General features: G+C 43.9%; 29 protein-coding genes and 3 pseudogenes. 25 read left to right on the top strand and 7 right to left on the bottom strand.

The window, feature by feature from the left end:
• Window positions 1–74 precede the first annotated feature (74 nt).
• From D8793_RS08995 to sstT, 4 genes and pseudogenes are all read right to left on the bottom strand, one after another.
• A complete protein-coding gene (locus D8793_RS08995) occupies window positions 75–497 on the bottom strand; it encodes a hypothetical protein (protein WP_185761050.1) in 423 nt (140 codons plus the stop codon).
• On the bottom strand, window positions 478–1389 hold the full coding sequence (locus D8793_RS08990; RefSeq protein ID WP_125371610.1) for a phosphodiester glycosidase family protein: 912 nt from the start codon (window positions 1387–1389) through the stop codon (window positions 478–480). The genes D8793_RS08995 and D8793_RS08990 overlap by 20 nt, the downstream gene beginning before the upstream one ends.
• Entirely contained in the window at window positions 1386–2435 is a 1050-nt protein-coding gene (locus tag D8793_RS08985; RefSeq protein ID WP_125371609.1) for a bifunctional glycosyltransferase family 2/GtrA family protein, read from the bottom strand. Before D8793_RS08985 ends, D8793_RS08990 begins: the two co-directional genes overlap by 4 nt.
• A 323-nt stretch (window positions 2436–2758) precedes the next feature.
• Window positions 2759–3975, bottom strand: a pseudogene (gene sstT, locus D8793_RS08975) (serine/threonine transporter SstT).
• 164 nt (window positions 3976–4139) lie between these two features.
• Between sstT and D8793_RS08970 the strand changes: the two are divergent.
• The 12 genes from D8793_RS08970 (at window position 4140) to D8793_RS08910 (ending at window position 15306) form a co-directional block, all read left to right on the top strand.
• A complete protein-coding gene (locus D8793_RS08970; RefSeq protein ID WP_125371608.1) occupies window positions 4140–5012 on the top strand; it encodes a mechanosensitive ion channel family protein in 873 nt (290 codons plus the stop codon).
• Window positions 5013–5330: 318 nt separating this feature from the next.
• Window positions 5331–6230 carry a helix-turn-helix transcriptional regulator gene (locus D8793_RS08960; RefSeq protein WP_125371607.1) on the top strand — a complete coding sequence of 300 codons (900 nt, stop codon included), beginning with the start codon at window positions 5331–5333 and terminating at the stop codon, window positions 6228–6230.
• Between the two features lie 61 nt (window positions 6231–6291).
• Complete coding sequence (locus tag D8793_RS08955; protein ID WP_125371606.1) at window positions 6292–6906, top strand: GyrI-like domain-containing protein; 615 nt, start codon at window positions 6292–6294, stop codon at window positions 6904–6906.
• Between the two features lie 12 nt (window positions 6907–6918).
• The gene (locus tag D8793_RS08950) at window positions 6919–7467 is read left to right on the top strand and encodes a ClbS/DfsB family four-helix bundle protein (RefSeq protein WP_125371605.1); all 549 of its coding nucleotides are present in this window, start codon (window positions 6919–6921) and stop codon (window positions 7465–7467) included.
• A gap of 197 nt (window positions 7468–7664) precedes the next feature.
• On the top strand, window positions 7665–8699 hold the full coding sequence (hrcA, locus tag D8793_RS08945) for a heat-inducible transcriptional repressor HrcA (RefSeq protein ID WP_125371604.1): 1035 nt from the start codon (window positions 7665–7667) through the stop codon (window positions 8697–8699).
• A 38-nt stretch (window positions 8700–8737) separates the two neighbouring features.
• Window positions 8738–9283 (top strand): nucleotide exchange factor GrpE, encoded by a 546-nt coding sequence (gene grpE, locus D8793_RS08940; protein ID WP_125371603.1) that lies wholly within the window; start codon window positions 8738–8740, stop codon window positions 9281–9283.
• Between the two features lie 338 nt (window positions 9284–9621).
• Window positions 9622–11451 (top strand): molecular chaperone DnaK, encoded by a 1830-nt coding sequence (gene dnaK / locus D8793_RS08935; RefSeq protein ID WP_125371602.1) that lies wholly within the window; start codon window positions 9622–9624, stop codon window positions 11449–11451.
• Window positions 11452–11889: 438 nt separating this feature from the next.
• The gene (gene dnaJ, locus D8793_RS08930) at window positions 11890–13020 is read left to right on the top strand and encodes a molecular chaperone DnaJ (RefSeq protein ID WP_125371601.1); all 1131 of its coding nucleotides are present in this window, start codon (window positions 11890–11892) and stop codon (window positions 13018–13020) included.
• A gap of 49 nt (window positions 13021–13069) precedes the next feature.
• Entirely contained in the window at window positions 13070–13474 is a 405-nt protein-coding gene (locus D8793_RS08925; RefSeq protein ID WP_125371600.1) for a GNAT family N-acetyltransferase, read from the top strand.
• Between the two features lie 102 nt (window positions 13475–13576).
• Window positions 13577–13996, top strand: a complete 420-nt coding sequence (locus D8793_RS08920; RefSeq protein ID WP_125371599.1) for a VOC family protein — start codon at window positions 13577–13579, stop codon at window positions 13994–13996.
• A complete protein-coding gene (locus tag D8793_RS08915; RefSeq protein WP_125371598.1) occupies window positions 13989–14576 on the top strand; it encodes a TetR/AcrR family transcriptional regulator in 588 nt (195 codons plus the stop codon). The genes D8793_RS08920 and D8793_RS08915 overlap by 8 nt, the downstream gene beginning before the upstream one ends.
• Window positions 14560–15306, top strand: coding sequence for a DNA alkylation repair protein (locus D8793_RS08910; RefSeq protein ID WP_125371597.1), 747 nt, complete (start codon window positions 14560–14562; stop codon window positions 15304–15306). Before D8793_RS08915 ends, D8793_RS08910 begins: the two co-directional genes overlap by 17 nt.
• A 29-nt stretch (window positions 15307–15335) precedes the next feature.
• On the opposite strand, the gene rnjA is transcribed toward D8793_RS08910, so the two are convergent.
• Window positions 15336–17018: a ribonuclease J1 gene (gene rnjA, locus D8793_RS08905; protein ID WP_125371596.1), complete on the bottom strand. Its 1683-nt coding sequence runs from the start codon at window positions 17016–17018 to the stop codon at window positions 15336–15338.
• Between the two features lie 3 nt (window positions 17019–17021).
• Window positions 17022–17252, bottom strand: a complete 231-nt coding sequence (gene rpoY, locus D8793_RS08900) for a DNA-directed RNA polymerase subunit epsilon (RefSeq protein ID WP_045497905.1) — start codon at window positions 17250–17252, stop codon at window positions 17022–17024.
• A 287-nt stretch (window positions 17253–17539) separates the two neighbouring features.
• Between rpoY and tsaB the strand changes: the two genes are divergently transcribed.
• The 13 genes and pseudogenes from tsaB to D8793_RS12345 form a co-directional block, all read left to right on the top strand.
• The gene (tsaB, locus tag D8793_RS08895; protein WP_125371630.1) at window positions 17540–18226 is read left to right on the top strand and encodes a tRNA (adenosine(37)-N6)-threonylcarbamoyltransferase complex dimerization subunit type 1 TsaB; all 687 of its coding nucleotides are present in this window, start codon (window positions 17540–17542) and stop codon (window positions 18224–18226) included.
• On the top strand, window positions 18223–18675 hold the full coding sequence (gene rimI, locus D8793_RS08890) for a ribosomal protein S18-alanine N-acetyltransferase (protein ID WP_125371595.1): 453 nt from the start codon (window positions 18223–18225) through the stop codon (window positions 18673–18675). Before tsaB ends, rimI begins: the two co-directional genes overlap by 4 nt.
• A complete protein-coding gene (tsaD, locus tag D8793_RS08885; RefSeq protein WP_125371594.1) occupies window positions 18665–19675 on the top strand; it encodes a tRNA (adenosine(37)-N6)-threonylcarbamoyltransferase complex transferase subunit TsaD in 1011 nt (336 codons plus the stop codon). Before rimI ends, tsaD begins: the two co-directional genes overlap by 11 nt.
• Window positions 19676–19684: 9 nt before the next feature.
• Window positions 19685–20380 carry an AzlC family ABC transporter permease gene (locus D8793_RS08880; RefSeq protein ID WP_125371593.1) on the top strand — a complete coding sequence of 232 codons (696 nt, stop codon included), beginning with the start codon at window positions 19685–19687 and terminating at the stop codon, window positions 20378–20380.
• Complete coding sequence (locus tag D8793_RS08875) at window positions 20370–20708, top strand: branched-chain amino acid transport AzlD family protein (protein ID WP_125371592.1); 339 nt, start codon at window positions 20370–20372, stop codon at window positions 20706–20708. The genes D8793_RS08880 and D8793_RS08875 overlap by 11 nt, the downstream gene beginning before the upstream one ends.
• 121 nt (window positions 20709–20829) lie before the next feature.
• Window positions 20830–21576 (top strand): class I SAM-dependent methyltransferase, encoded by a 747-nt coding sequence (locus D8793_RS08870; RefSeq protein ID WP_125371591.1) that lies wholly within the window; start codon window positions 20830–20832, stop codon window positions 21574–21576.
• A gap of 104 nt (window positions 21577–21680) precedes the next feature.
• Entirely contained in the window at window positions 21681–22421 is a 741-nt protein-coding gene (locus D8793_RS08865; protein WP_125371590.1) for a MerR family transcriptional regulator, read from the top strand.
• Window positions 22422–22614: 193 nt separating this feature from the next.
• Entirely contained in the window at window positions 22615–23058 is a 444-nt protein-coding gene (locus tag D8793_RS08860) for a hypothetical protein (RefSeq protein ID WP_125371589.1), read from the top strand.
• Window positions 23059–23454: 396 nt separating this feature from the next.
• Complete coding sequence (locus D8793_RS08855) at window positions 23455–24768, top strand: hypothetical protein (RefSeq protein ID WP_260471124.1); 1314 nt, start codon at window positions 23455–23457, stop codon at window positions 24766–24768.
• A gap of 38 nt (window positions 24769–24806) precedes the next feature.
• Complete coding sequence (locus tag D8793_RS08850; protein WP_125371588.1) at window positions 24807–25088, top strand: hypothetical protein; 282 nt, start codon at window positions 24807–24809, stop codon at window positions 25086–25088.
• A gap of 15 nt (window positions 25089–25103) precedes the next feature.
• Window positions 25104–25433 carry a hypothetical protein gene (locus tag D8793_RS08845; protein ID WP_125371587.1) on the top strand — a complete coding sequence of 110 codons (330 nt, stop codon included), beginning with the start codon at window positions 25104–25106 and terminating at the stop codon, window positions 25431–25433.
• A 20-nt stretch (window positions 25434–25453) separates the two neighbouring features.
• Window positions 25454–25713, top strand: a pseudogene (locus tag D8793_RS12350) (helix-turn-helix domain-containing protein); the annotation flags it as partial.
• Window positions 25708–26019: pseudogene (locus D8793_RS12345) on the top strand (TipAS antibiotic-recognition domain-containing protein); the annotation flags it as partial. The pseudogenes D8793_RS12350 and D8793_RS12345, both read left to right, overlap by 6 nt.
• Before the next feature lie 29 nt (window positions 26020–26048).
• Here D8793_RS12345 and D8793_RS08835 read toward each other — a convergent pair.
• The gene (locus D8793_RS08835) at window positions 26049–26504 is read right to left on the bottom strand and encodes an 8-oxo-dGTP diphosphatase (protein WP_125371586.1); all 456 of its coding nucleotides are present in this window, start codon (window positions 26502–26504) and stop codon (window positions 26049–26051) included.
• Between the last annotated feature and the right edge of the window lie 2 nt (window positions 26505–26506).

Below are 26506 nucleotides of genomic sequence, written 5' to 3'. Positions count from 1 at the left end.
TTATAAAAAAGCAGATTTGTGTTCAAGAAAAGGTCGTGGCTTAAACACCACGACCTTTCTGTTTTTTTATGAGATTAGGACATTGAGTTGGTCTCTTTATTATCTAACCACACACTGCGCGTAAAGACCATGGAGAATAGAGCCAGAGCCGCAAAGGCTGCTCCTACATACCAGTAGGGCATATCCAGTGTCGTGGAGCGCCCAGAGAGATTGACGATGCCACGGAAGAGCATACCGGCTGTCATAGTGGCTACAGCTGAGTTCCAGAGGTTAAGGCTGAGCCGAGAGAGGTTAGGAATGGTCTTCATAAAGAGCAGGAGGAGGATGCCCCCAACGAGAGGAAGGGCAAAGAGATAGTGCATGTGGATAGATGTTTCCCCGAAGCTGAAGGATTCATAGATTCTGCTGAAAGCAAAGAAGAAAATAGTTAATAGTGCGTAGATAAGGGCTGTTTTTCTAAAACGTTTTTTGCTGGGATTAGTAACCGATGTAGACAATATCACTCACCGACCTTTCTGAGATAGTATTTCCATTGGTTGTAGGTTTGTTAATGACCTGACCGTTAAAGTAAAGTGTAGAGGAGCCACCGCCATCAAGGTTGTAGGCGGTCTTGACACCGTAAGATTTCATGATTTCTGCCATCTGGTAGAGGGAAAGTCCCTCGCTTTCTGAGGTGCGTCCGTCTGAGACGATGATGATGTAGTGGTTTTCATCAATGATACCGATAGCTGTTCGTGGATTGGAAGCCATGGACTGGCCGACTTCGGACTTGGTATTCACGACAATCTCACCATTTTCTACAAGGGCTGGGCCGAAGGCCAAGAGATTGACCACACCGTCTTTGACCAGTTGTTCGGCAGAGACTTGGTCTTCATAGATAATCTTGAAGGAGCCGTCTTTGTAAATGGCCAAGTCCCCATTGCTGGCGTCCTCTCGGACGGTATCACGGTAGACGACGCCGTTGCGGATGACGTATCCGGTAGAATTGGCACCGTAGTAGTCGCCGTTAACCGCTAGGATGGCCTTGTTATTAGCGGCCGTTTCTGAAGTCTTGGCTGTGATGTTGGTTCCGTAGGTGTTATTGGCAAGGGCTGTTTTCAAATATTCAGCGGAGCTGACGGTCACATCGGCAACGTAGACTTGGGTATTGTTGACGGTCTTTTCAGTCAGCGTGACCGAGATGTTATCGTCTGAATAGCTGGTATCTGTCACTGTTGCCGTTTCCGCAGCCTTGCTGGCAGCCTCGGCATTGGATGATGAAGCGGTGCTTGAGACTGTGGAAATGGTCTCCGCGATGACGAAGGTTTTCAGCATGGAGTAGCTGAAGGAAGCTGTCAGAAGTAGCCCGAAAATCGAGGCGTAGGCATAGCCTTTCTTTAAAAATTTCATGATGCAGTGTGTGTCCTTTCCTTAAAAATAAATCTCTTTTGTACCATCCAAGAGATGGTGAAAAGCAGCAGTCCGACGATGATCTTGACAATCAGAAGATTGAGACCGAAGACAGCGTAGAAGAGGCGAATCAGCAGTGTATCCAAGACGAAGAGCGCCAGAGCTAGGCTGAAATAGCTAGTCCCTGTCTTGAGAATGCTGTCGTCGTTCTTAAAGACCAGTTTTTTATTGGTCGAATAGTTGAAGACCGAGCTGGTCACGCGGGCAATCCCGTTGGCTAGAAGAATTCTCAGGCTGGTCGGAGCAGCAGCTAAAAATAAGAGAGCTAGTGCATAGACCATGTAGTCGACGATGAAACTGCTGAGAGAGGTCAGAGCAAATTTAAAGATATTTTTATAAATCATGAGTCCGTCTCTAACAGGCCGGAAGTGCGAACCTTCATTATCATTGATATAGACCGTCTCAATGGGCACTTCCAAAATGGGATATTCCTTGCTGGCTTCTAAGAGCATGTTCATTTCATACTCATAGCGCTGGCCCTCTACCTTCAGCATAAAGGGAATCATGTTGGTCGTAAAGGCCCGCAAACCGGTCTGAGTATCGGAGACACCTACGCCAGTCTGAAGCTTGAAGAGAGCCCGAGTCAGGCTGTTGCCGAAGCGGCTGCGCAGAGGCACCTTGCCAGTAAAGGCGCGTGCGCCCAGAATCAGCTGATTGGGATGTTCGGCAGCCTTGGTTGCCACGCGGAAAATATCCCAAACCTTGTGTTGGCCATCTGCATCTGCTGTGATAACCGTTCCGTATTGACCCAGAGACTGGATGTAGGTGAAGGCAGTTTTCAATGCTTGTCCTTTGCCTTGATTGTTTTCGTGATGGAGGACAGTCGCATATTGTTCAGCCTTGTCAAAGACTGTCTGGCGCTTAGCTGAGCTGCCGTCATCGATGACAATGATATGAAAATCGCTCTTGCTCTGAATTTTTTGAATCAGTTTAATCAAATTATAATCGGGCTCGTAAGCCGGAATCACTAGATAGTCCATATCCATACCTCTTTCTTAGATGATGTGTAGAAAGTATACAGATTGCGGCTTAAAGCTAGCTGATATCAGTTATCTTTAAGAAAAAGTTAAATCTTCTTTAAGGAAAGAGTGAGGAAAGTATCTCGTAGGACAAAATAAAAAACTGAGAGTGGGACAGAAATCGGTAATTCGTTAGAATTCGATTTCGTCGTCCCACCTCCGCACAGTTGAGTAGGGCTGTAAAAGCTGATGAAGTCAGCGTAGTGGAGCCCACTCAACCACTGCGTCTTGCTCGACAATCCAAAGACAATTGAGAGGCTGGGACTTTTGTCCCAGCCTCAGTGCTTTGTTTAATAACGTTTTTCCTTGGGCCAGGTGCTCGTTTCAGCAACAGCTGTAAAAAGCACGTCTGTGGATGAGTTGAGGGCGGTTTCGCAAGAGTCTTGGATGACACCGATGACAAAACCAACGCTGACGACTTGCATAGCCAGATCGTTTGGGATACCAAAGAGGCTACAAGCCACAGGAATCAAGAGAAGCGAGCCTCCAGCCACTCCAGAAGCCCCGCAGGCAGAAATGGCTGCAACGATGCTAAGCACCAGTGCTGTTCCAAAGTCCACCTGAATGCCCAGTGTGTTGGCTGCTGCGAGGGTAAGCGTGTTGATTGTCACCGCTGCTCCTGCCATGTTGATAGTGGAACCGAGTGGGATAGAGACCGAGTAGGCTTCAGGATTGAGACCCAAATCTCGACAAAGTTTCATATTAACAGGGATATTGGCAGCCGAACTACGAGTGAAAAGGCGGTGACGCCACTGACTTTTAAGCAGCGCCAAACCAGTGGATAAGGATTTTTTTGAAGAAGGATGGAGACAATCAAGGGATTGACGACCAGCGCAACAAGGACCATGGAACCTAGTAGTAGGAGAAGGGGCATGCCGTAGCTCTTAAGTGCCTCAAATCCTTTGCCAGAAATGGTCGTGTACACCAGTCCTAAAATACCAAAGGGAGCTAGATTGATGATCCATTCGACAATCTTCGAAGTAATATCTGCCAGTGTTTTCAAGAGTTCTTTACTTTGCTGACTTGCTTCTCGCATGGCCACTCCAAAGACGACTGCCCAAGCCAGAATACCGATATAATTAGCCTTGGTCAGGGCGTTGATTGGATTATCGACAAGGTTGAGGAGGAGATTGCTCAGAACTTGGCCGATGCCTTCTGGTGGACTGACTTCCGAGCTAGCTGCGGTCAGCTCGATGGTTACAGGAAAGACATAGTTGGCGAGGACAGCGACAAGAGCAGCCGCAAAAGTCCCGATTAGATAGAGGATAATGACGGTTTTCATATTGCTTTTCTGCCCCTTTTGGTGCTGAGAGAGGGCGTTGGCAACGAGAGTGAAAACGAGCAGTGGTGCGATAGCTTTTAGACCGCCGACAAAGATTTGGCCGAGGAGGCTAATGGCGCTGGCTTATGGGAAAATAAGAGCCAGCAGGGCGCCTGTGACAATCCCAATAGAAATCCGTTTGATAAGATTGGCGCGATTCCAAGCAGAAAGAATTCGATGAAACATAGTAGCTCCCTTTCTAAAATAAACTGTTTTCCATTATACGCTAGAGGTCGTATAAAATCAATGTTTTTTAAGTATTCGCTATGCGGAATAAGGGTGCTTTGATGCCTATCTGTCGCCCTTTGTGGTATAATGAATAAGATTTTTGTATCTCATAGGAGGAAAGAATGACAGCTAATGAGAATGTTTTTACGCGCTATTTCCAGCAATTCAACTGGTCAGCTATTCTGGATGATGTATTTTCAAAATTCGTCTCCTTGGTCTTTTTGTGCTTACTATTTTGGGTGGCTAAGAAAATTCTCCATCTTTTTGTGACTAGACTGATTGCGCCATCTTTGAAATTATCTCGGCAGGATGTCGCTCGGCAAAAGACCATTATGCGCTTAATTGAGAATTTACTCAATTATGTACTTTATTTTCTCTTGCTCTACTGGATTTTATCGATTTTGGGTATGCCGGTCTCAAGTCTTTTAGCTGGGGCAGGGATTGCTGGAGTAGCTATTGGGATGGGAGCGCAGGGCTTTCTGTCCGACCTAGTCAACGGTTTCTTTATTCTCTTAGAGCGTCAGTTGGATGTAGGGGATAATGTTCGCTTGACCAATGGTGCTATCAAGATCGCAGGAACGGTTGTCAGTGTTGGGATTCGGACTACGCAGGTACGCGATGCGGACGGAACTCTTCACTTTGTGCCCAACCGAAATATCACCGTAGTCAGCAATCTTTCTCGTGGCGATATGCGGGTTTTGATTGATATTCCTATCTATGCCGAGACGGATTTGGATGAGATTTATCGGATTATCGCTGCTGTCAATCAGGAAGCTGTGCCAGAACATCCAGAAGTTTTGAAGGAACCTGATATTCTGGGACCGCAAATGACTGCGAGCGGCCAGTTTTATTTCCGAATTAGTCTAATCGTTGCAAGCGGTATGCAAGCGAGCCTGTACCATATTTTCTATAAGCTCTACCATGAAGCCCTGCTAAAAGAGGGGGTGGCTTTGCCAACATTTGCCCCTGTCGCAGGAAATAATGGTAAAGCTTAGTAGTGGTCATGAGAATAACATCTATCGGAAATAAGGTTTCTAATTACTAAAAGAGGCTGGGACGAAAGTCCTAGCCTCTCAATTGTCTTTGGATTGTCGAGCAAGACGTAGTGGTTGAGTGGGCTCTACTACGCTGATTTCATAAGCTTTTACAGCCCTACTCAACTGTGCGGAGGTGGGACGACGAAATCGAATTCTAACGAATTACCGATTTCTGTCCCACTCTCTTTTTCATTTCAGCTTATCCTAGGTCTAACCTGCCTAAATATGACATGCTATGGCAAGTATTGTATAATAGGAAGAGGAGAAGGAGCAGGCATGCAGAATAATCGACTATTTCGGATATTGTACTACATTTTGGAGAGAGGGAAAGTGACTGCAACGGAGCTAGCAGAGAAATTTGAAGTTTCGGTTCGGACTATTTATCGAGACGTGGACTCTCTAAGCAGCGCTGGGGTTCCGATTTATACCACGCAAGGAAAGGGTGGCGGTATAGAAATCGCGGAGGATTTTATCTTGCGAAAGTCCTTGCTGACAGCGGAGGAGAAAGAGCAGATTATGGCTGCTCTGCAAGGTATGGACAGCACCAGTCAGCTTTACCAAAGTGACCTGCTTACAAAGCTTTCGGCGCTATTTCAAGTCAGAAATCCCAACTGGATCGAAATCGATTTTAACCACTGGCAAAACGATAAAGCATATGAAGCTATCTTTCATCAACTAAAAACTGCAATTCTAGGCAAGCACCTTGTTTCTTTTTCTTACTTTGCTAGTGATGAGCGGGAGACAAGCCGTCGTGTCAAGCCTGTACGCTTGTTGTTTAAAAATCAGAGTTGGTACCTCTATGCTTTCTGCCTCTTGCGACAGGAATTCAGGTATTTTAAACTATCTAGGATGAAAAATCTGGAGCGGCTGGATGAAAAGTTTGAGGACAGCTTTGAAGATGTCGTCTTGGAAAAGGAACTGACCTATGAAAATACCATTAAGTTGACAGTCAAGTTTGATCGCAAAGTGGCCTTCAGGGTTTATGATGAACTAAGCGGAGACATTCGGACAGATGCGGAAGGAAATTTATATACAGAAATCGAGATTCCCAACGATCACCGTTTGTACAGTTACATCCTGTCCTTTGGAGACTCTGTGGAGGTCTTAGATCCGCCCGAAATCCGAGTGAAAATGAAAGAAATACTTTCTAGGTTGATAGAAAAATATAAAACTTGACATAGGGTGTCAGGTATCTTCTTGTATACTAATAGATAAGAAGAGAGAAGGGGGGAGCAAGATGAAATATGAATGGAGAAAGAGCGAGAGAGGCCTTTATGGAGCTAAGCAAAAGCCAGAGCTGGTAGAGGTGCCGAGTCAACAGTTCATTGTGATCGAAGGAGAGGGCGACCCCAATGAAGCAGATTTCTATGAGCGGGTATCTGCCCTTTATTCACTGGCCTATTCCATAAAAATGCTCTTTAAATCCATGATGAAAAACGAGGCGGAGGATAAGGTGACGGATTTTACGGTTTATCCTTTGGAAGGGATTTGGGAAAAAGCTGCTGGGGAAGGCTTCGATAAAAGTCAGCTTCGCTATCAGCTCATGATTCAGCAGCCCACTATCATCACTCAGGACATGTTTGCGGCGGCGCTTGAGAATGTCCATAAGAAAAAGCCCAATCCCCTCTACGACGACATCCGTTTGCAGAGATTGCCAGAGGAGCGAGCCATTCAGGTCTTACACATAGGAAGTTATGACAGTGAGCCGGCCTCTTTTGAGAAAATGGACGAGCTGGCAATCAGCTTGGGACTGGAGAGATGCGACCAAGTCCACAGAGAGATTTACTTAAGCAACAAAAATAGGACACCAGAAGAAAAGTTGAAAACCATCTTAAGGTATTCCGTCAGATAGGAGGAATTTGTCATGCCAAGACCTACAACAAAAAACGATTTACTGGCTGCAGCTACAGAAAATTTCGAAAAACTCAATCTGCTTATTTCGAACATGACAGCAGAAGAGTTGGCGAGGCCCTTTGATTTTTCAAAGGATGAGAAAAAGAAAGAAGCTCACTGGAAGCGTGATCGGAATCTGAGGGATGTCTTAATCCATCTTTATGAGTGGCACCAACTGCTGCTAAACTGGGTGCAGGCCAATCAAAGGGGAGAAGAGAAGTCCTTCCTACCTGCTCCCTACAATTGGAGAACCTATGGTGATATGAATGTCGCATTTTGGGAAAAGCACCAGCAGACCTCTCTTGAGGAGGCAAGTTCTTTGCTGGCTAGTTCGCATAGAGCTGTCCTGGACCTAGTCGCAACCTTGACCAATGAAGAATTATTTTCTAAAGGAGTTTATAATTGGACGGGCGGAACGACCTTGGGTTCTTATTTTGTCAGTGCTACATCCAGCCACTATGATTGGGCTATGAAAAAGCTTAAAGCTCACCAAAAGAATTGTAAAATGAATCCTATCTAATTAAAGATTTCTAGGACTTGAGACTGATTTTTAGCACTCTTGCAAAAAGAGTGCTAATTTTTTGGTTTTTTGTCTTGACATTCATTTTTAAGAGTGTATAATAGAATCATAGTTTAGCACTCGATGTGTTAGAGTGCTAAATATAAAAAATAAAATCTCGCCAGTGGCTGGAAATTTTCTAAAGAGAGGTGAGGTCCTTGGTAACAGAACGCCAAAATGAGATTTTAAATCTAATTATTGATATCTTTACCAAGACGCATGAGCCTGTCGGTTCTAAAGCCTTGCAAGAGACTATCCAGTCTTCGAGTGCCACCATTCGAAATGATATGGCAGCCTTGGAAAAGGAAGGGCTGCTAGAAAAGGCTCATACATCGAGTGGGCGCAAGCCAAGTGTCGCTGGTTTCCAGTATTTTGTCCGCCATTCCTTGACCTTTGATCAGCTGGCGGAAAATGAGCTCTATGAGGTCGTCAAAGCTTTTGACCAAGAGTTCTTCAAGCTGGAGGATATCCTGCAGCGGGCAGCGGACGTTTTGGCAGAGTTGAGTGCTTGCACGGTTGTAGCTCTTGACGTCGAACCTAGTCGGCAACGGCTGACGGCTTTTGATATCGTTGTTATTAGCCAGCATGCAGCCTTAGCTGTCTTTACTCTAGATGAGTCCAATACCCTGACCAGTCAGTTCATGATTCCTAGGAATTTTCTCCAGGATGACCTACTGCGCTTGAGGGATATGATTCAGGAGCGCTTTTTGGGACAGACGGTCTTAGATATCCACTACAAGATTCGGACGGAGATTCCGCAGATTATCCAGCGTTACTTTACGACGACGGACAATGTTCTCGATCTCTTTGAGCATATTTTTGCTCAGATGTTTTCGGAGAAAGTAGCTGTAGCTGGCAAAGTCCAGTTGCTACGTTTTGCGGATCTTGAGGCTTATCAGTTCTTTGATGATCGTCAGAAGGTGGCTTTTGAGATCCGTGATAGTCTAGCTGAGGATCAGATGCAAAATGTCCGTGTCGCAGCTAGTCAAGAGGACTGTCTGGCCAATCTAACCTTGATTTCCAGCAAGTTTTTAATTCCCTATCGAGGCTTTGGTATGCTGGCAGTGGTTGGTCCAGTCAATCTGGATTACCAAAAGGTGGTTAGTCAACTCAATGTTGTCAATCGAGTCCTAACCATGAAACTCATCGATTTCTACAGATATTTGAGTAGCAATCATTATGAGGTGAGTTGAACATGAAATTACATAAATTCCTAAAAAGGAGGCGAAAAATGTCTGAGGAAATAAAAAACGAAGAAGTAAAAGAAGAGGAAGTGGTAGAAGCTACTGAAGAAAAGGTAGAAACCGCTAAAGAAGCTGATGAAACTACTCCTGAAAAATCAGAACTAGAACTTGCAAATGAGCGGGCAGAAGATTTTGAAAATAAATATCTCCGTGCTCATGCAGAAATGCAAAACATCCAACGTCGTGCCAATGAAGAGCGCCAACTCTTGCAACGCTATCGCAGTCAAGATTTGGCAAAAGCGATTCTCCCTTCTTTGGACAACCTCGAGCGTGCGCTTGCCGTTGAAGGCTTGACAGACGACGTCAAAAAAGGCTTGGAGATGGTACAAGAAAGCTTAATTCATGCCCTTAAAGAAGAAGGAATTGAAGAAATCGTAGCTGACGGAGCATTTGACCATAACTACCATATGGCCATCCAAACTCTTCCAGCAGACGATGAACACCCAGCAGATACCATTGCCCAAGTCTTCCAAAAAGGCTATAAACTCCATGATCGCATCCTAAGACCAGCTATGGTAGTGGTGTATAACTAGGCGGTAAGTCAGAAATCTGTGATTTCGTTGACGCACCCCCGCAAAGGTGATTAGGCTGGTCACGAGCGTTTGCGAAGTGAACTGCCAATCAGCTACTGCGTAAAATTTGTCCGAAACGACACTAAACTATGAATGAAGATAAGAGGCAAGCCAGAGGCTTGCAAAAACGATATTTTCCGCCGTGGTGAAAATTTCAGTAGCTTGTGCTACTGAAACAGGGGATTTTTGAGACTTTGGGCTCAAAAATAAGTGATGAAATCCCGTAGGGAGTTGCTCACGTCCCCACCACTTAAGGAAAATATCAAAAAATAGAAGAAAAAACTTAAGGAGAAAAACACATGTCTAAAATTATCGGTATTGACTTAGGAACAACAAACTCAGCAGTTGCAGTTCTTGAAGGAACTGAAAGTAAAATCATCGCAAATCCAGAAGGAAACCGCACAACTCCATCTGTAGTGTCATTCAAAAATGGTGAAATCATTGTTGGTGACGCTGCAAAACGTCAAGCAGTCACAAACCCAGATACAGTGATCTCTATCAAATCTAAGATGGGAACTTCTGAAAAAGTTTCTGCAAATGGAAAAGAATACACTCCACAAGAAATCTCAGCTATGATCCTTCAATACTTGAAAGGTTATGCGGAAGACTACCTTGGTGAAAAAGTAACTAAGGCTGTTATCACAGTTCCAGCTTACTTTAACGACGCACAACGTCAAGCAACAAAAGACGCTGGTAAAATCGCTGGTCTTGAAGTAGAACGTATCGTCAACGAACCAACTGCTGCAGCCCTTGCTTACGGTTTGGACAAGACTGACAAAGAAGAAAAAATCTTGGTATTCGACCTTGGTGGTGGTACATTTGACGTATCTATCCTTGAATTGGGTGACGGTGTCTTCGATGTATTGGCAACTGCAGGGGATAACAAACTCGGTGGTGACGACTTTGACCAAAAGATTATCGACCACTTGGTAGCAGAATTCAAGAAAGAAAACGGTATTGACTTGTCTACTGACAAGATGGCAATGCAACGTTTGAAAGATGCGGCTGAAAAAGCTAAGAAAGACCTTTCTGGTGTAACTTCAACACAAATCAGCTTGCCGTTCATCACTGCGGGAGAGGCTGGACCTCTTCACTTGGAAATGACTTTGACTCGTGCTAAATTCGATGATTTGACTCGTGATCTTGTAGAACGTACAAAAGTTCCAGTTCGTCAAGCCCTTTCAGATGCAGGTTTGAGCTTGTCAGATATCGACGAAGTGATCCTTGTCGGTGGTTCAACTCGTATCCCAGCCGTTGTAGAAGCTGTTAAGGCTGAAACTGGTAAAGAACCAAACAAATCAGTGAACCCTGATGAAGTGGTTGCCATGGGTGCTGCTATCCAAGGTGGTGTCATCACTGGTGACGTCAAAGATGTTGTCCTTCTTGACGTAACACCATTGTCACTTGGTATCGAAACAATGGGTGGCGTCTTCACAAAACTCATCGATCGTAACACAACAATTCCAACTTCTAAATCACAAGTCTTCTCAACTGCAGCAGATAACCAACCAGCCGTTGATATCCACGTTCTTCAAGGTGAACGCCCAATGGCAGCAGATAACAAGACTCTTGGACGTTTCCAATTGACAGATATCCCAGCTGCACCTCGTGGTATCCCTCAAATCGAAGTAACATTTGACATCGACAAGAACGGTATCGTATCTGTTAAGGCTAAAGACCTTGGAACTCAAAAAGAACAAACAATTGTCATCCAATCTAACTCAGGCTTGACTGATGAAGAAATCGACCGCATGATGAAAGATGCAGAAGCAAACGCTGAAGCAGATAAGAAACGTAAAGAAGAAGTTGACCTTCGTAACGAAGTAGACCAAGCAATCTTTGCGACTGAAAAGACAATCAAGGAAACTGAAGGCAAAGGCTTCGATGCAGAACGTGATGCTGCTCAAGCTGCCCTTGATGAGCTTAAGAAAGCTCAAGAAGACAACAACTTGGACGACATGAAAGCAAAACTCGAAGCTCTCAACGAAAAAGCGCAAGCTTTGGCTGTTAAACTCTACGAACAAGCCGCTGCAGCGCAACAAGCTCAAGCACAAGCAGGAGCAGAAGGCGCACAAGCAACAGGAAATGCAGGCGATGACGTCGTAGACGGAGAGTTTACGGAGAAATAGGCGGTGAGACAGAACTAAAAATTGAAAGTTTTTAGTTCGTAGTCGAACCCCCGCGAGGATGATTAGGATTTTTGGGAGTCTGAAAGACGAACCCAAAATCCAATCAGCTACCGCGTTAAAAATTTTTCGAAAAATATTGTTTTGAAAATTTCAAGTCGTAATGATAGGAAGAAATCCAGAGGTTGCAACCCAGCCTCTGTTTTTCGGTAAGAAAAGAGTGGAACGTAAATTTTTGATTCTTCTTTAAACTAAGTTAGAAAGGAACTGAACCCGACCTAAATCGAGGTTTCGTTCCGCAATATTAACAGAAAGGAACAAGGGTGTTCGTAATTGAACCCGAGCGGAAAGCTTGGAAATTAGATAAACCTCCTAAGAAATCAGGATTTCTTGTCGGTTTCCTAAAATTCAGTCGCTTTCTGTTCGCTCTTGGTATCTTAAATGAATAATACTGAATTTTATGATCGTTTAGGTGTCTCAAAGAATGCTTCTCAGGATGAGATCAAGAGAGCCTATCGGAAATTATCTAAAAAATATCACCCAGATATCAATAAGGAGCCTGGGGCGGAAGATAAATATAAGGAAGTCCAGGAGGCTTATGAAACGCTGAGCGACGAGCAAAAGCGGGCTGCCTATGACCAATATGGCGCAGCGGGTGCCAATGGTGGCTTTGGTGGTGCCGGCGGCTTCGGTGGCTTTGATGGCTCTGGTTTTGGTGGCTTCGAAGATATCTTTTCTAGCTTCTTTGGCGGTGGCGCGACTCGTAATCCAAACGCTCCGCGGCAAGGAGATGATCTCCAGTATCGGGTAAATCTCCGCTTTGAAGAGGCTATTTTCGGGGCCGAAAAAGAAGTGAAATACAATCGTGAGGCGAGTTGCCATACTTGTCACGGTTCAGGTGCTAAGCCAGGAACTAGCCCGGTAACTTGTGGTCGCTGTCACGGTTCTGGTGTCATCAATGTTGATACTCAGACACCGCTGGGCATGATGCGTCGACAAGTGACTTGTGATGTCTGTCATGGTCGCGGACAAGAAATCAAAAGTCCATGTGAAACCTGCCATGGAACAGGACATGAAAAGCAAGCGCATAGCGTTCATGTAAAAATCCCCGCTGGTGTGGAAACAGGTCAACGAGTTCGCTTGGCTGGTCAAGGTGAGGCAGGCTTTAACGGTGGTCCTTACGGAGACTTGTATGTAGTGGTGAACGTTGAGCCAAGCGATAAGTTTGAGCGAGACGGTTCTACCATTTACTACAAGCTCAACCTCAACTTTGTGCAAGCAGCATTAGGTGATAGCGTGGAAATTCCGACTGTCCATGGAAATGTTGAATTGACAATCCCAGAAGGAACCCAGACTGGCAAACGGTTCCGTCTGCGTGGTAAGGGAGCTCCGAGTCTGCGTGGTGGCAGTGTAGGCGATCAGTATGTCACGGTCAATGTCGTGACACCAACTGGCCTCAACGACCGTCAAAAAGCAGCTCTCAAGGACTTTGCGGCAGCTGGAAATATCACAGTAAACCCTAAGAAAAAAGGCTTTTTCGATAAAATGAAAGACGCCTTTGAAGGAGAATAAAGAAGGAAAAGGCAGAGTCAGTATTCTGCTTTTTCGCTAGGAGCAAGAAATGACAGAATTTCATGACTTTATCGAGCAAGTTTTCAAGGAGCAATATGAGGCTTCTTTTGGGGCAGCTAGGCTTGAAGAACTTGAGCCTCAGGATGATTATCTGACACGGGAAGAGGAAGGTCGCCTGATTGCCTTGCTCCATGCCCAGCAAGTACTGGAAAATATCCATATCAAGGCCTTAGTGGTAGATAAGGAACATCAGAAAAAGGGCTTGGGAGCTAGTCTGCTGGCAGAATTAGAAGAAAAGGCTGAGAAAGCGGGAGTCAGCAGCATCACCTTGTCCACCAAATCTTATCAGGCCAAGGATTTTTACATCAAGCAAGGCTATGAAATCTACGCCAGTCTGGAAGATGTACCTCAAAAAGGTGTGACCAAATATCATTTCATCAAGCGACTGGGCTGAATTGTTTTTAGAAATAGAAGTCAAGTTGGCTTCTGTTTTTTAATATTCATTTGCATACATTCGGTATGTATGTTAAAATAAAGTTTAAGAAAAGGAGAACAAATGATTACTAGTTTATATACAGTTTTAATGAGTGAAGATGTCCATCAATCAGCACAATTCTTTATTGATTTTTTCCAATTTCAGGAAACCTTTCGTTCAGATTGGTATATTAGTTTAAAGAACGTCGAGAGTAGTTTTGAGCTTGCTTTTATTGATAGCAAGCATGGGACAGTGCCACAAGCCTACCAGTCTAATGCGAGTGGCCTAATCATCAATATTGAAGTTGACAATGTAGATTGTCTTTATGAAAAATTGCATCAGCAAGAAGAAATGGAGTTCCTTCTTCCCATTAAGAGTGAAGATTTTGGTCAGCGCCATTTCATTGTGAAAGCGCCGGGTTCTGTTTTGGTTGATGTCATTCAAGTTATTCCACCTAGTGCTGAGTTTGCGGCAAATTATTTGGAGAGTGAAGATGAATAAAAAGCAGCAGGCTTCTCTAGAGACAAGCAAGAAAATATTAGCTATCGCTCGGAAACATTTTTCTTTAAAGGGTTATGCAGAAACTTCCTTGGAAGAAATTGTAGATGAGTTGGGAATGACAAGAGGCGCACTTTATCATCATTTCGGGAATAAGAAAACTTTATTTACCGCCGTACTAGCACAAATTCAGTCCGAACTGGGGTCTTATGTAGAAAAAAGTGCCTTGGAAGCACAGGATTCTTGGGAGCAGTTGGTGGAAGGCTGTGTTGCTTTTGTTCGTTTTGCGACCTTGACCGAAAATAAACGTATTCTCCTGCTTGATGGTCCCAATGTCGTTGAGTGGAAAGAGTGGCGTCGTCAGGACGAGGCTAATTCTTTCTTTCATTTGAGAGAACAATTAGACATTTTATCTAAAGAAGGAAGACTTATCTCTATTGATTTGGATATGGCAGCTCATATGATTTCAGGCGCCTTGAACGAGTTGTCTCTTTTTCTGGCTGAGAAAGAGGAAGAAGCAGAAATCAGAGGAGCAGTGAGAAGTCTGTTAAGGGGATTTAAAAATCATGGCGAAAAAGGTTAAAGATTATTATGATTTGGTTTATGCGGAGGATTTGAGTCGTCGCTTGCAAGAAGTAACAGATAAATTTGATGCTCAGCACTTTATGTCTCTAGTTGAAAGCGACTTAGAGTCTTTGGAATTTACTCAGCGTCAAGAGCTGCTGGCAAAGAGTATCAAAGAATGCTTGCCGCTTTCTTATGCTGCCTCTCTGAAGGTTTTTGAGCAGATACTTGGTCCGGAGTTAGAGGGCGGCTTGGGCATGTTCTCAGAGGGGTACTGGTTGTGGCCGATTGGCAAATACGTAGAACTTTACGGAGGTCAGGAATTCGAGCTGAGTGCAGCCTTCATTAAGGAATTAACCAAGCGATTTACTGGAGAATTTTCTATGCGGCCCTTACTGGCCAATTTTCCTAAAGCTACGATGGATTTACTGTTAGAGTGGAGTAAAGACGAGAATATGCGCGTCCGTAGATTAGCCAGCGAGTGTATGCGAATCCGTCTGCCTTGGGCTAAGAAGCAGACTGTGGTCTTAGATTATTTTGATGAATTTACCGCTATTTTAAGGAATCTAAAGGATGATACAGATAAATCAATCCAAAAAAGTGTCGCTAATAATCTGAATGATTTATATAAAGAAGATCCTGAAAAGTTTGAGAGGGTGATTGGATCTTGGCAAGAGGAAGAACTGAGTCTGAGCTGCGCTTGGATTATCAAGCATGCCTCTCGAACAAAAAATAAAGCAGAAAAATAAGCTTTGCTAAATCTAGCAAAGCTTATTTTTTAGTTGTCTTCATCTGGTGTAAGCACCATCGGAATAATAATAGGTTCGCGCTCAGTGCTTTCGTAGAGGAAAGGACGCAAGGCGTTGACGATAGCGCCGCTGACAGATTGGACGCTGGCATCTTTATTCTTAAGGGCAATGCGAATGGCATTGAAGAGGATGCGCTGGCTTTGGCGAATGAGATCGCCTGATTCGCGCATGTAGATAAAGCCGCGGCTGAGAATATCTGGGCCAGCCAAAATCATCTGGGACTCGAAGTCAACCGTTGCAACAGCCAGAACAACGCCGTCTTCTGACAAATCTTTACGGTCGCGCAGGACAGCGGCTCCGATTTCACCAATGCGGTTCCCATCAACATAAATATCTTGAGCGTTGAAGCTGCCGGCAATACGAGCTGAGTCAGCTGTCAGAGCCAGCACGTCACCATTGCTCATGATGAAGATATTGTCTTTTGGTACTCCAGTATCAACGGCTAGACCTGCATGGACTTTTTGCATACGGTATTCACCATGGACTGGCATGAAATATTTAGGCTTAATCAAGCGAAGCATGAGTTTCTGCTCTTGTTGGCCACCGTGTCCAGAGGTGTGGATGTTATTAATCTTACCGTGGATCACTTCTACACCAGCTTCGGAAATGATGTTGATCAGCTTGTTGACGCTAGTGGTGTTTCCAGGGATTGGGCTAGATGAGAAGATGACCGTATCTCCAGGTTGCAGTTGCACCTGACGGTGGGTACCATTAGCAATCCGAGACAGTGCTGCCATGGGCTCACCCTGACTTCCGGTACACATAATCAGCACTTCACCAGCTGGATAGTCCTTGAGTTCATTTGGTTCGATGAAGGTATCTTTGGGAACCTTGATGTAGCCTAGCTCAATCCCATTGACAATGGCTTTTTCCATAGAACGGCCAAAGACCGCAATTTTGCGCCCTGTCTTGACAGCAGCTTCTGCTGCCTGCTGGAGGCGGAAGATGTTTGAAGCAAAGGAAGCGAAAATAATCCGTCCATGAATGCCTTCGATAATCTTCATAATAGACTGTCCGACCACTTTTTCGGAATTGGTAAAGGTCGGAACTTCAGCATTGGTCGAGTCAGACAGGAGGCAGAGCACGCCTTCCTCGCCCAGAGCGGCCATGCGGTGCAAGTCTGCTGGCTCACCGACTGGTGTAAAGTCAAACTTGAAGTCACCTGTACAGACAATCTTGCCTTGTGGCGTATGAATGACAATCCCCAAAGGTTCTGGAATAGAGTGGGTTGTGCGGAAGAAGGTCGCCTTCAGATTTTTAAAGGTCAGTTCTGTATTTTGATTGATTTCATAGAGCTTAGCGTCACGCAAAAGTCCATGCTCTTCTAGCTTGCCGCGAATGAGGGCCAGGGCCAGAGGGCCAGCATAGATAGGAACATTGGCTTGCTTGAGCAGGAAAGGAATGCCGCCGATATGGTCCTCGTGCCCGTGGGTGATGAGGACAGCTTTTACGCGGTCGATATTTTCTACAATATAAGAGTAGTCAGGGATAACATAGTCGATACCCAAGAGGTCGTCTTCGGGAAATTTAATCCCAGCATCGACAATGATAATCTCATCTTGATACTCAATTCCGTAGGTGTTTTTACCGATTTCGCCCAGACCGCCGATGGCGAAAACACCAACTTCTTCTTTCTTTAAGTTATATGCCATAGGTTACAACTCCGTCAATTCGAAGGCGCCTGACTCTTTTTCGTATTCCAAATGTTTGTCAGACAAGAGTTCGATAAATTCGATATTGTAAGGAGTCTTTTCTTCAACCAATTTGCGGGCTTTGATGCGGCCTTCTAATTCATCAGTTGCTTCTATATCTAAGTAGAGGGCACGTGTTTGTTCGCGGCGTGGACTGCGTTCTTTTGTTTCTTGATAAAAAACTTTGTAAATCATTTTATTTCCTTCCATTTTTCACGATCAAGCTACAGAAAACGACAGCTAATCAGCTGTTTTCTTTTATTCAGTTTTATGAGTAGTAGATTGACCTTGATTCGATATAATTCTAACCAATTATATCATAAAACCAGCTTTTAGTAAAAGACATAGCCGAGAAAATCTTGTGGAGATTTTCAGAAAAGCTTTTGAGGACAATCTGGGTCATCAAATGACTGCCTCTCTCTATCCTTGTCGCTGCTTTTGTAGTATAATAAGAAGCAAACACTCGATTAAGGAAGAAAATGATGAACATTTTAGCGATGGATACGTCAAATAAGGCTCTATCTCTAGCGATTTTAGAGAATAAGGAGCTCTTGGGGCAGGTGACGCTCAATATCAAGAAAAATCATAGCATTACCCTTATGCCGGCTATTGATTTTCTGATGAATAGTCTGGATATGAAACCGACAGATTTGGATCGGATCGTGGTGGCGCAGGGGCCAGGCAGCTACACAGGTTTGAGAATTGCGGTGGCGACAGCCAAGACTCTGGCTCATACCCTCAAGATTGAGCTGGTCGGTGTATCTAGTCTGCTGGCTTTAGTACCAGAGCAGGTGGAAGGTTTGGTCATTCCCATCATGGATGCCCGCCGCAATAATGTCTATGCTGGCTTTTACCAGTCTGGTCAGGCTGTACGACCAGAAGCTCATCTGCCTTTGGCAGAGGTGTTGGAAATGGCTGGCGCCGCTAACCAATCAGTCACCTTTGTCGGAGAAACGACGGCTTTTGCGGAGCAGATTGAAGCGGCTCTTCCTCTGGCTGCCATTCAGCCGACCTTGCCAGACGCGGCAGCTATTGGTCGTATCGGTCTAGACTTGCCAGTCCAGTCTATTCATGACTTTGTTCCTAACTATCTCAAACGGGTAGAGGCCGAGGAAAATTGGCTCAAGCACCACCAAGAATCCAGCGATTCTTACATTCAGCGCCTATGATTGAGATGAGAAAATGGAGCGCCAACTCGGATGTGGACGCGGCACCTCTCGCAAAAGAGCTGGAACAGCTCTTACTTGCAGTCTATGAGGTTTGTCCTTGGACAGCGAGCCAAGTGGAAGAAGTTCTGCGCTCGGATGTGAATAGCTGTGCGCTAGCAGCAGATGGGAGTCAGCTTGTTGGTTTTTTAGTCTGGCAGGAGACCGATTTTGAAGCAGAAGTTCTGCAGATTGCTGTATTGCCTAGCTATCAGGGACAGAAAATCGGGACAGCCTTGTTTGACTTTTTGCCAGCTGACAAAGAAATTTTCCTTGAAGTGAGGGAGTCAAACATGCCAGCTCTGCTATTTTACAAAAAAGAAAAATTTAAAGAAATCGCGCGGCGGAAGGCCTACTACCATGCACCGGTGGAAGATGCGATTGTTATGAAAAGAGAGATTCATGAAAGATAGATATATTTTAGCTTTTGAGACGTCTTGTGACGAGACCAGTGTGGCGGTTCTGAAGAATGAGACGGAGCTTTTGAGCAATGTCATTGCCAGCCAGATTGAGAGCCACAAGCGTTTTGGCGGAGTGGTACCGGAAGTGGCCAGCCGTCACCATGTGGAGGTCATTACGGTTTGTATTGAGGAAGCCTTGGCAGAAGCAGGGATTAGCGAGGAGCAAGTCACAGCGGTGGCCGTTACCTACGGTCCTGGTCTGGTTGGGGCGCTTCTGGTCGGCTTGGCAGCGGCCAAGTCTTTTGCTTGGGCTCATGATATTCCCTTGATTCCGGTCAATCACATGGCTGGACACCTGATGGCAGCCCAGAGCGTGGGGCCCTTGGAATTTCCCTTGCTGGCTCTCTTAGTCAGCGGGGGTCATACTGAGCTGGTCTATGTCAGTCAAGCTGGTGATTATAAGATTGTGGGGGAAACCCGAGATGATGCGGTCGGTGAAGCCTATGATAAGGTCGGTCGCGTCATGGGCCTGACCTATCCAGCAGGTCGGGAGATTGATCAGCTGGCTCATAAGGGACAGGATATTTATGATTTTCCGCGGGCTATGATCAAGGAAGATAATCTGGAATTTTCTTTTTCCGGTCTCAAGTCGGCCTTTATCAACCTGCACCACAATGCCCAGCAAAAAGGAGAAGTCTTGTCTAATCAAGACCTGTCAGCAAGCTTTCAGGCGGCGGTCATGGATATTCTCATGGCCAAGACTAAGAAAGCGCTGGAAAAATATCCGGTCAAGGCTCTGGTCGTGGCGGGCGGTGTTGCGGCCAATCAAGGCTTGAGAGAGCGCTTGGCAGCTGAGATTCAGGATGTTAAGGTGATCATTCCGCCACTGCGTCTCTGCGGAGACAATGCTGGTATGATTGCCTATGCCAGTGTCAGTGAGTGGAATAAGGAAAATTTTGCCAGTTTGGACCTGAATGCTAAGCCAAGTCTGGCTTTTGAAACCATGGAGTAAAGGAGAAGAATGCGCGGACAGACATTTAAACAAGGGGCACAAGCGGCGGTGCCAACGGCTCTGGGCTATATTGGGATTGGTCTAGCCTGCGGCATCATGGCATCGCCTTATATGAATCCCTTGGAGATGGGGTTGATGAGTATTCTGGTTTATGCGGGCAGTGCTCAGTTTGCCATGATTGGTTTATTTGCCCAGCAGGCGCCAGTCTTGGCCATCGCACTGACTGTTTTTCTGATAAATATTCGGCATCTTTTGCTCTGTCTGCATGCCTCAACCCTTTTTCGTAAGTCTAGCTTGGCTCAGAATATTGTCATTGGCTCTTTTTTGACGGACGAATCTTATGGGGTCTTGATGGGGGAGCAGGTGCATACAGAAGAGATTGCGGCTAGCTGGATGATGGGTAACAATTTCATGAGTTATACTTCTTGGATTTTGGGTACTATTTTAGGAACTGCCCTCGGCGCCCTTCTGCCCAATCCTGAGAGCTTTGGCCTGGATTTTGCCCTAGTCGCCATGTTTATTGGCATTTTCTCCTCTCAATTTACAATCATGCTGCGACGGGTCAAGATAAAGAAGCTCTTTTTAGTCTTGGGCGTGGTGGGCCTTGCCTACTTAGTCCTAACTACGCTACTTCAAAATTCGCTGGCGGTGCTTTTTGCAACCTTACTAGGCTGTACGGTGGGGGTGATTCTAGATGATAAGTAAGTATATTTTGCTGGCCATTCTTTTGTCAGCCCTGGTCACTTGGATGCCGCGGGTTTTGCCCTTTATCCTAGTCAAGTACAAGGGGCTTCCGCCTATGGTAGAGCGTTTCCTCAAATATCTGCCAGTTTCCATAATCTTTGCCCTTATCCTATCCAGTGTCACCAATGCTAAAACAGGTCAGCTGCCGAGTTTTAAATGGCTGGATTTAATAGCCGTATTTCCGACTAGCTATGTGGCTTTTAAGTATAAAAACTTGATTGCAACTGTTGTGTTTGGTGTAGTCTTGGTGGCCTTGCTGCGCTATTTGGCCGGATCTCTTGGGCTGTAAAGAAGATACAAGACAGATTGAATCGGTCGATTCGGTCTGTTTTTTCTAAATTCTAAGAATTATCTGAAAATATAATATTTTGTGCTATAATGGAAGCAATCAAAATCATGGAGGTTCGGAAATGGCAGAAGCAGGTCATAAATTTTTAGCAAAATTAGGAAAGAAACGTCTTCGTCCCGGTGGCAAGCTGGCAACAGACTGGCTGATTGAGCAGGGGCAGTTTTCCAGCGATAAGAAAGTTCTAGAAGTCGCCTGCAATATGGGAACCACCACGATCGAGCTAGCTAAAAAATATGGTTGCCAAATTACTGCAGTTGATTTGGATAAGGCTGCGCTGGCTCAGGCTAAGCTTAATGGAGACAAGGCTGGTGTTGGTGAGCTCGTCACATTTGAGCAGGCTAATGCCATGAAGCTGCCTTATGATGACAATTCTTTTGATATCGTTATCAATGAAGCCATGCTGACCATGCAGACGGATAAGGGGAAGGCCAAATGTATGGATGAGTACTACCGGGTGCTGAAGCCGGGTGGAGTGCTCCTCACCCACGATGTCATGCTCAAACAAAAAGATGAGAATGTCCGGGAAGAGCTATCTCGTGCAATTAATGTCAATGTCGGTCCTCTGACAGAAGGCTCCTGGATTCAGCTGGCAAGTTCTCACGCTTTTAATCGTGTAGACACTTTTGTCGGCGAAATGACCTTGATGAGTCTTCGAGGTATGATATATGACGAAGGACTGGGTGGTACTCTGAAAATCTGCTTTAATGCCCTTAAAAAAGAGAACTATGGCCAATTTATGAAGATGTTTAAGATGTTCCAAAAGAATCAAGAAAAACTGGGCTTTATTGCTATGGTTTCTCATAAATAACTGCTAGCTACTTTTGAAAATTTAAAGTGATTAAAAAAATTTCATAAAAAGCTTGACTCTGCCCTAAGGTCAGGGCTTATACTATAAGGGCAAGGAGGTTTTTTATGTATCATATCAAAGAAGCTGCGCAGCTTTCGGGTGTCTCTGTCAAAACCCTGCACCATTATGATAAAATTGGTCTTTTGGTCCCTGCCAAATCAGAAAATGGCTACCGAACGTATAGTCAAGCTGATCTAGAGCGGCTACAGGTCATCCTTTACTATAAGTATCTGGGCTTTTCTTTGGAGAAAATAGCAGAGCTGCTGAGTCAGGACGATCAGGCCTTATTGCCGCATCTGGTGAGGCAGTTAGAGTATTTGCAGCAGGAAAGAGACCGCTTGGATACCTTGATTTCTACCTTGCGAAAAACCATCCAAGAAGAAAAAGGAGAAAGAAAGATGACAATGAAAGAAAAATTCGCAGGTTTTGCCTACGAAGACAATCAAAAATACCACCAAAAGGCTGTAGAAGAATATGGTCAAGAAGTCATGGCGGAAGCACTAGCTCGTCAAAATGGACGTGAAGAAGAGTCTGCCGCCGCCTTCAATCAAGTTTTTCAAAGTCTAGCAGAGAATATGCAGCAAGGCTTGCCAGTTGACGCAGCAGAAAATCAAGAGCAGGCAGCGCGTCTCTTACAAGCCATCCGTACTTATGGATTTGACTGCTCTATTGAAGTCTTCGGCCATATCGGTAAAGGCTATGTCTATAACCCAGAGTTTAAGGAAAATATTGACAAATTTGGGGCAGGGACAGCTCAGTACACAGCAGATGTGATTGTTCAGTATGTTAAAAGTCAGAGCAAATAAAATAATCGGCAGAGTTCTTTCTGCCGATTTTTACTAGTTCTAAGTATTAGGCTTGTTCGGCAAGTGAAAAATGTTATACTTAATTCATAGAAACAGCATACGAAAAAGCTTTAAAATTAAACTCAGAAAATTTCAAATTGTTGATTTGTGGCATTAGAAAGCAAGTAGGGGATCAAAAAATCAAGGAGGAGCTATGGGTAAACGAAAGAAAATCATAATTGTAACTTTTGCATCAATCCTAGCGCTAGTAAGCCTAGGAGGATGCGCTGTAACTCAAAAAGAAAACAATAAAGAAGATAAGAAAGTCACTTCTTCAAAAAAGGATATTGCAGATGACAAGGAAGCTATCAAGCAAAAACAGCTTGCTTATCTCAAACAGCATGAACAAGAAATTATAGATTTGGTAAAAGCCCAAAATTCAAAAGTTGAATCCGTTCAGATTGATTGGGATCAGACACAATGGAGCGATGGCGGACTTACCAATCCTGAATATTATATAAATGTTTTTGGACGTATAAATAATATTAAAGACTCTGGTTGGGGAGTAGATATACCGATTAATGATGATAATACAGTAAATATAGATGATATGTATATAGGATCCGATATTAGAATTGGAGGTAGATTATTTGCCTAATTGGAATTTGAAAAGTTTTGATAATCTATATGCTTCATTAGCAGAATCGGCCTACAGAGATAGGCCTACAAACTTTGCTTTTGGCCAATTGAATAGAGACCAGCAAAATAAGTTAAAAAAAATAAATCTGTATTATTTGACTTCTCTATAGATGGAAAAGATAACAAAGGTCAAGTTACCCAAGGTGGTGGCACTGATCTCCCCAACCAAGGGAAGGTTTATCTTCAACCTGACAATGAAGGACTGCTTGAAGACAAAAAGACAGGCTACAATGCTTACTATGTCACGGATACAGATACAATCAACCCAAATACGAAACAGACCTATTTTGCTGTTCGTGGGAGTGATGGTTTTGGAATTGATATAAATAAGGTACAAAAGGATGGGTTTAAGTACTTGAAGACTTATAACCCAAGTGATTTCAATTTTCAAGACTGGGTTTACAATGATGCAGCTTTTGCTCTGACAGACGCAATTATTCCTCAAGCCAAACACGCTACTGGAGGCATGAAGGCCAAAATTGCGGAACTAAATCAATATGCAGCACCAGATGCCAAGATGGATATAACAGCTCATTCATTGGGGACGATGACTTCGATACAAGGGGCCGCAGGTCTTAATGAGAAAGAGTTGAATAAGGTTGGTCAGATTGTTCTTTTTGATGGTCCAGATCCTACAAATAGTTTTAAAAAAGCAGGCTATAGTGATGATAAAATCAAGCAATTGAGCGATAAAACGATTTATTATGTTAATCCCTTTGATCCTGTTAGTATGCTTAACCGTGAGAAACCTTGGGAACAGCAACTTGGTGATGTCAGAGTGGTAGTTCCGATTGAATATACAAATATGATGGATAAACATTCCTCCCATGACTTTGGCGCTTATCAGATAGATAGTAAGGGAAATCTCTTGGTTGTTTCTGAGGACTACCATCCTGAGTTATGGAAAGCAGGTCATAAACTTGCGGAATTAGACAAAAAGAGCATTGAAAATTTAAAAAAATATGTTCCAGAAAAAGCGATTGAAAAACTAGTAACCATGAGTCCTGAGGAGTTTAGTAAATTAGCCAAATTGTTACTTGATGGAAAGGATCAGTCTACAATTATCAAAGCGTTCCTTACTGTAAAAGATAGATTAGGACTAAGTTATAAAGATCTTGTTGATCTTTATAACAATAAAGATGAACTCTCAAAAGTATTTCAGGATTATCAAAAAGAGTATGCGAAAATCATTAAGGATGCAAAGAAGGAGTCCTTGGCTTGGGATCGAAAGAATCTCGATCTTAATAATCCGAATAATTTACACGAGAGAATCAAGCGTGCAGGCAGTTACAACGAGCGCATTTTGCTAAGGACTCAGTTGCTGTATACAGCTGTAGAATTGGCGAGCTCAGATATTGAACAAAAGATATCTGAAGTGAAAACTGCCTTGGCTGATGCCGAATCGAATCTTAAGGAATTTATCGAATCTAAGAGAAGTGCTATTGAGACTCTAGGAAGTTTGCTGTCTGCTTCTGAGATAGAGGGACTAATGTCAGAACTGGCCTTTGAAAACTTGTGGGATTCAGGGATTAACGAATTAAATATCAGTCATTTAAAAGAATTTGAAACCAAGATAACTAATTTCTCCCAAACTATGATTCAGTGTGCACAAAATCTTGAGCAAGTAGATGCTCAAAGTGCTAGAGATATTTTGGCAGCCTTGTCTTGATTGTACTCAAGTTTAAATGATATAAGTAAAGGGTAATTATGGCAGAAAAAATAAGTGAAAATATTGTAATAGAAATATTGAAAAATCAACAAAGAGCAGCTATAAGAGCAGCTGTTACAGCCTCTGTAGTGGCTGCTAAGGCCAAAAGAGAGGCNCTTCAAAAAACGTTAAATACCAAAGCACAAGAACTGCAAGATTATGCTAAAAAAACTTATAACACGAATATCACGGATGGGCTAGAAGGTCAAGCTGCAAATGCAGCTAAAGACTATCTATCGCAAATGCCAAAACCAGAATTAACAAGTCCAATCAAAGGTTAGTTATAGGTGATACAGATGAATGCAGAAATTTATAGACTGGATGAACAGTTTGATAAAAAGATGAGGGAATTAAAGAAAAAAGAGGAATATTTAGAATATAATTTGTCTTATGTCCTTCATACGACAGAGCAATTAAAAGATGAAATATACCGAATAGCGGACGGAGATCTGCCTGTAGAGGTGTATACCGATATTTTTCAAATGGATACTAATGCAGAGTTGTTTCGAAAAGAGGTTCTTGAGCAAATCAATGATATCAGTGAGGAGCGCTCAAAACTTCGTTGGGATTATGAGGAGCAACTAGACGTTCTTTACAAGAAAAATGCTAGAAAGGAAAATAACTAAGTAAGTAGACTTGTTCGGTAATTAAAAAATCACCTTTTCAACGGATGCTTGATCGCCTCCACACCGCTTACCAAGAGCAACATCGAAAAGGTGGACGTCCGCGCCGTTTAAGTATGGAAGGCCAGCTTATAATGAACTTGTGCTACTTACCCTATTATCCCACTTAACGCTTGTTGGCATTTAATTTTGGTATAAGTCTGGCAACTGTTACTGAAACCATACATGGGTAGAGGATACCCTTCGTTCTTCTGGTCTCTTTGATTTAGATCACTTGGAAGCACTAGCTCGTCAAAATGGACGTGAAGAAGAGTCTGCCGCCGCCTTCAATCAAGTTTTTCAAAGTCTAGCAGAGAATATGCAGCAAGGCTTGCCAGTTGACGCAGCAGAAAATCAAGAGCAGGCAGCGCGTCTCTTACAAGCCATTCGCACTTACGGCTTTGACTGCTCTATTGAAGTCTTCGGTCATATCGGTAAAGGATATGTCTATAACCCAGAGTTTAAGAAGAATATCGACAAGTTTGGGGCAGGAACTGCCCAGTACACATCAGATGTCATTGCTGCTTACGTTCAGACAAATGCAGAATAAATAGGCTAGGAAATTCCTAGCCTATTTATTTACTTCAAGTCATAAAGCCAGTCGTCACCGTCTTTGTAGTAAAAGAATTCACTGAGATCTTCTTCTAGAAATACACGAAGCATATCTGACATATCCTTAGTTGCAAGTTTCAGATGAGACAGATTTTGCAAATCTTCCCACCAGACCTTCCCTTCGTCTGAGGATTGTAGCACACCAGAATAGTGCTTAGTCTTGTAGAGTAGGACGACATAGCGAAAATCTTTATCATCATACCAATCCTTGATGCCGCAAAGTTGTGGTTTGGAGATGGTTAGTCCAGTTTCTTCTTTGACTTCTCTGATAACTGCATCTGTAAAAGATTCCCCTCGCTCTACATGCCCACCGGGGAAAGTGATGCCGGGCCAGTCAGGACTAACTCGGTCTTGGACAAGAACTTTTTCTCCATCATAAATCATGCACATGTTGACGAATTCAACGGTTTCGCGTCTGTTCATTT

It is taken from the genome of Streptococcus cristatus, assembly GCF_003943465.1.
In the GTDB taxonomy this organism is placed as follows: domain Bacteria; phylum Bacillota; class Bacilli; order Lactobacillales; family Streptococcaceae; genus Streptococcus; species Streptococcus cristatus_C.
Note: the sequence above shows the minus strand (reverse complement) of the source record. Positions and strands in the feature narration are given on the sequence as shown.

Excerpts from the sequence above, each read along its gene's own strand:
- rpoY (WP_045497905.1), bottom strand. The coding sequence starts at position 17,252 with ATGATTTACAAAGTTTTTTATCAAGAAACAAAAGAACGCAGTCCACGC.
- tsaB (WP_125371630.1), top strand. The coding sequence starts at position 17,540 with ATGAACATTTTAGCGATGGATACGTCAAATAAGGCTCTATCTCTAGCG.
- D8793_RS08875 (WP_125371592.1), top strand. The coding sequence starts at position 20,370 with ATGATAAGTAAGTATATTTTGCTGGCCATTCTTTTGTCAGCCCTGGTC.
- rimI (WP_125371595.1), top strand. The coding sequence starts at position 18,223 with ATGATTGAGATGAGAAAATGGAGCGCCAACTCGGATGTGGACGCGGCA.
- D8793_RS08925 (WP_125371600.1), top strand. The coding sequence starts at position 13,070 with ATGACAGAATTTCATGACTTTATCGAGCAAGTTTTCAAGGAGCAATAT.
- D8793_RS08835 (WP_125371586.1), bottom strand. The coding sequence starts at position 26,504 with ATGAACAGACGCGAAACCGTTGAATTCGTCAACATGTGCATGATTTAT.
- rnjA (WP_125371596.1), bottom strand. The coding sequence starts at position 17,018 with ATGGCATATAACTTAAAGAAAGAAGAAGTTGGTGTTTTCGCCATCGGC.
- D8793_RS08845 (WP_125371587.1), top strand. The coding sequence starts at position 25,104 with ATGAATGCAGAAATTTATAGACTGGATGAACAGTTTGATAAAAAGATG.
- D8793_RS08870 (WP_125371591.1), top strand. The coding sequence starts at position 20,830 with ATGGCAGAAGCAGGTCATAAATTTTTAGCAAAATTAGGAAAGAAACGT.
- D8793_RS08955 (WP_125371606.1), top strand. The coding sequence starts at position 6,292 with ATGAAATATGAATGGAGAAAGAGCGAGAGAGGCCTTTATGGAGCTAAG.
- D8793_RS08970 (WP_125371608.1), top strand. The coding sequence starts at position 4,140 with ATGACAGCTAATGAGAATGTTTTTACGCGCTATTTCCAGCAATTCAAC.
- D8793_RS08880 (WP_125371593.1), top strand. The coding sequence starts at position 19,685 with ATGCGCGGACAGACATTTAAACAAGGGGCACAAGCGGCGGTGCCAACG.
- D8793_RS08920 (WP_125371599.1), top strand. The coding sequence starts at position 13,577 with ATGATTACTAGTTTATATACAGTTTTAATGAGTGAAGATGTCCATCAA.
- D8793_RS08910 (WP_125371597.1), top strand. The coding sequence starts at position 14,560 with ATGGCGAAAAAGGTTAAAGATTATTATGATTTGGTTTATGCGGAGGAT.
- D8793_RS08865 (WP_125371590.1), top strand. The coding sequence starts at position 21,681 with ATGTATCATATCAAAGAAGCTGCGCAGCTTTCGGGTGTCTCTGTCAAA.
- D8793_RS08960 (WP_125371607.1), top strand. The coding sequence starts at position 5,331 with ATGCAGAATAATCGACTATTTCGGATATTGTACTACATTTTGGAGAGA.
- D8793_RS08985 (WP_125371609.1), bottom strand. The coding sequence starts at position 2,435 with ATGGATATGGACTATCTAGTGATTCCGGCTTACGAGCCCGATTATAAT.
- grpE (WP_125371603.1), top strand. The coding sequence starts at position 8,738 with ATGTCTGAGGAAATAAAAAACGAAGAAGTAAAAGAAGAGGAAGTGGTA.
- D8793_RS08950 (WP_125371605.1), top strand. The coding sequence starts at position 6,919 with ATGCCAAGACCTACAACAAAAAACGATTTACTGGCTGCAGCTACAGAA.
- D8793_RS08915 (WP_125371598.1), top strand. The coding sequence starts at position 13,989 with ATGAATAAAAAGCAGCAGGCTTCTCTAGAGACAAGCAAGAAAATATTA.
- tsaD (WP_125371594.1), top strand. The coding sequence starts at position 18,665 with ATGAAAGATAGATATATTTTAGCTTTTGAGACGTCTTGTGACGAGACC.
- D8793_RS08990 (WP_125371610.1), bottom strand. The coding sequence starts at position 1,389 with ATGAAATTTTTAAAGAAAGGCTATGCCTACGCCTCGATTTTCGGGCTA.
- D8793_RS08860 (WP_125371589.1), top strand. The coding sequence starts at position 22,615 with ATGGGTAAACGAAAGAAAATCATAATTGTAACTTTTGCATCAATCCTA.
- dnaK (WP_125371602.1), top strand. The coding sequence starts at position 9,622 with ATGTCTAAAATTATCGGTATTGACTTAGGAACAACAAACTCAGCAGTT.
- dnaJ (WP_125371601.1), top strand. The coding sequence starts at position 11,890 with ATGAATAATACTGAATTTTATGATCGTTTAGGTGTCTCAAAGAATGCT.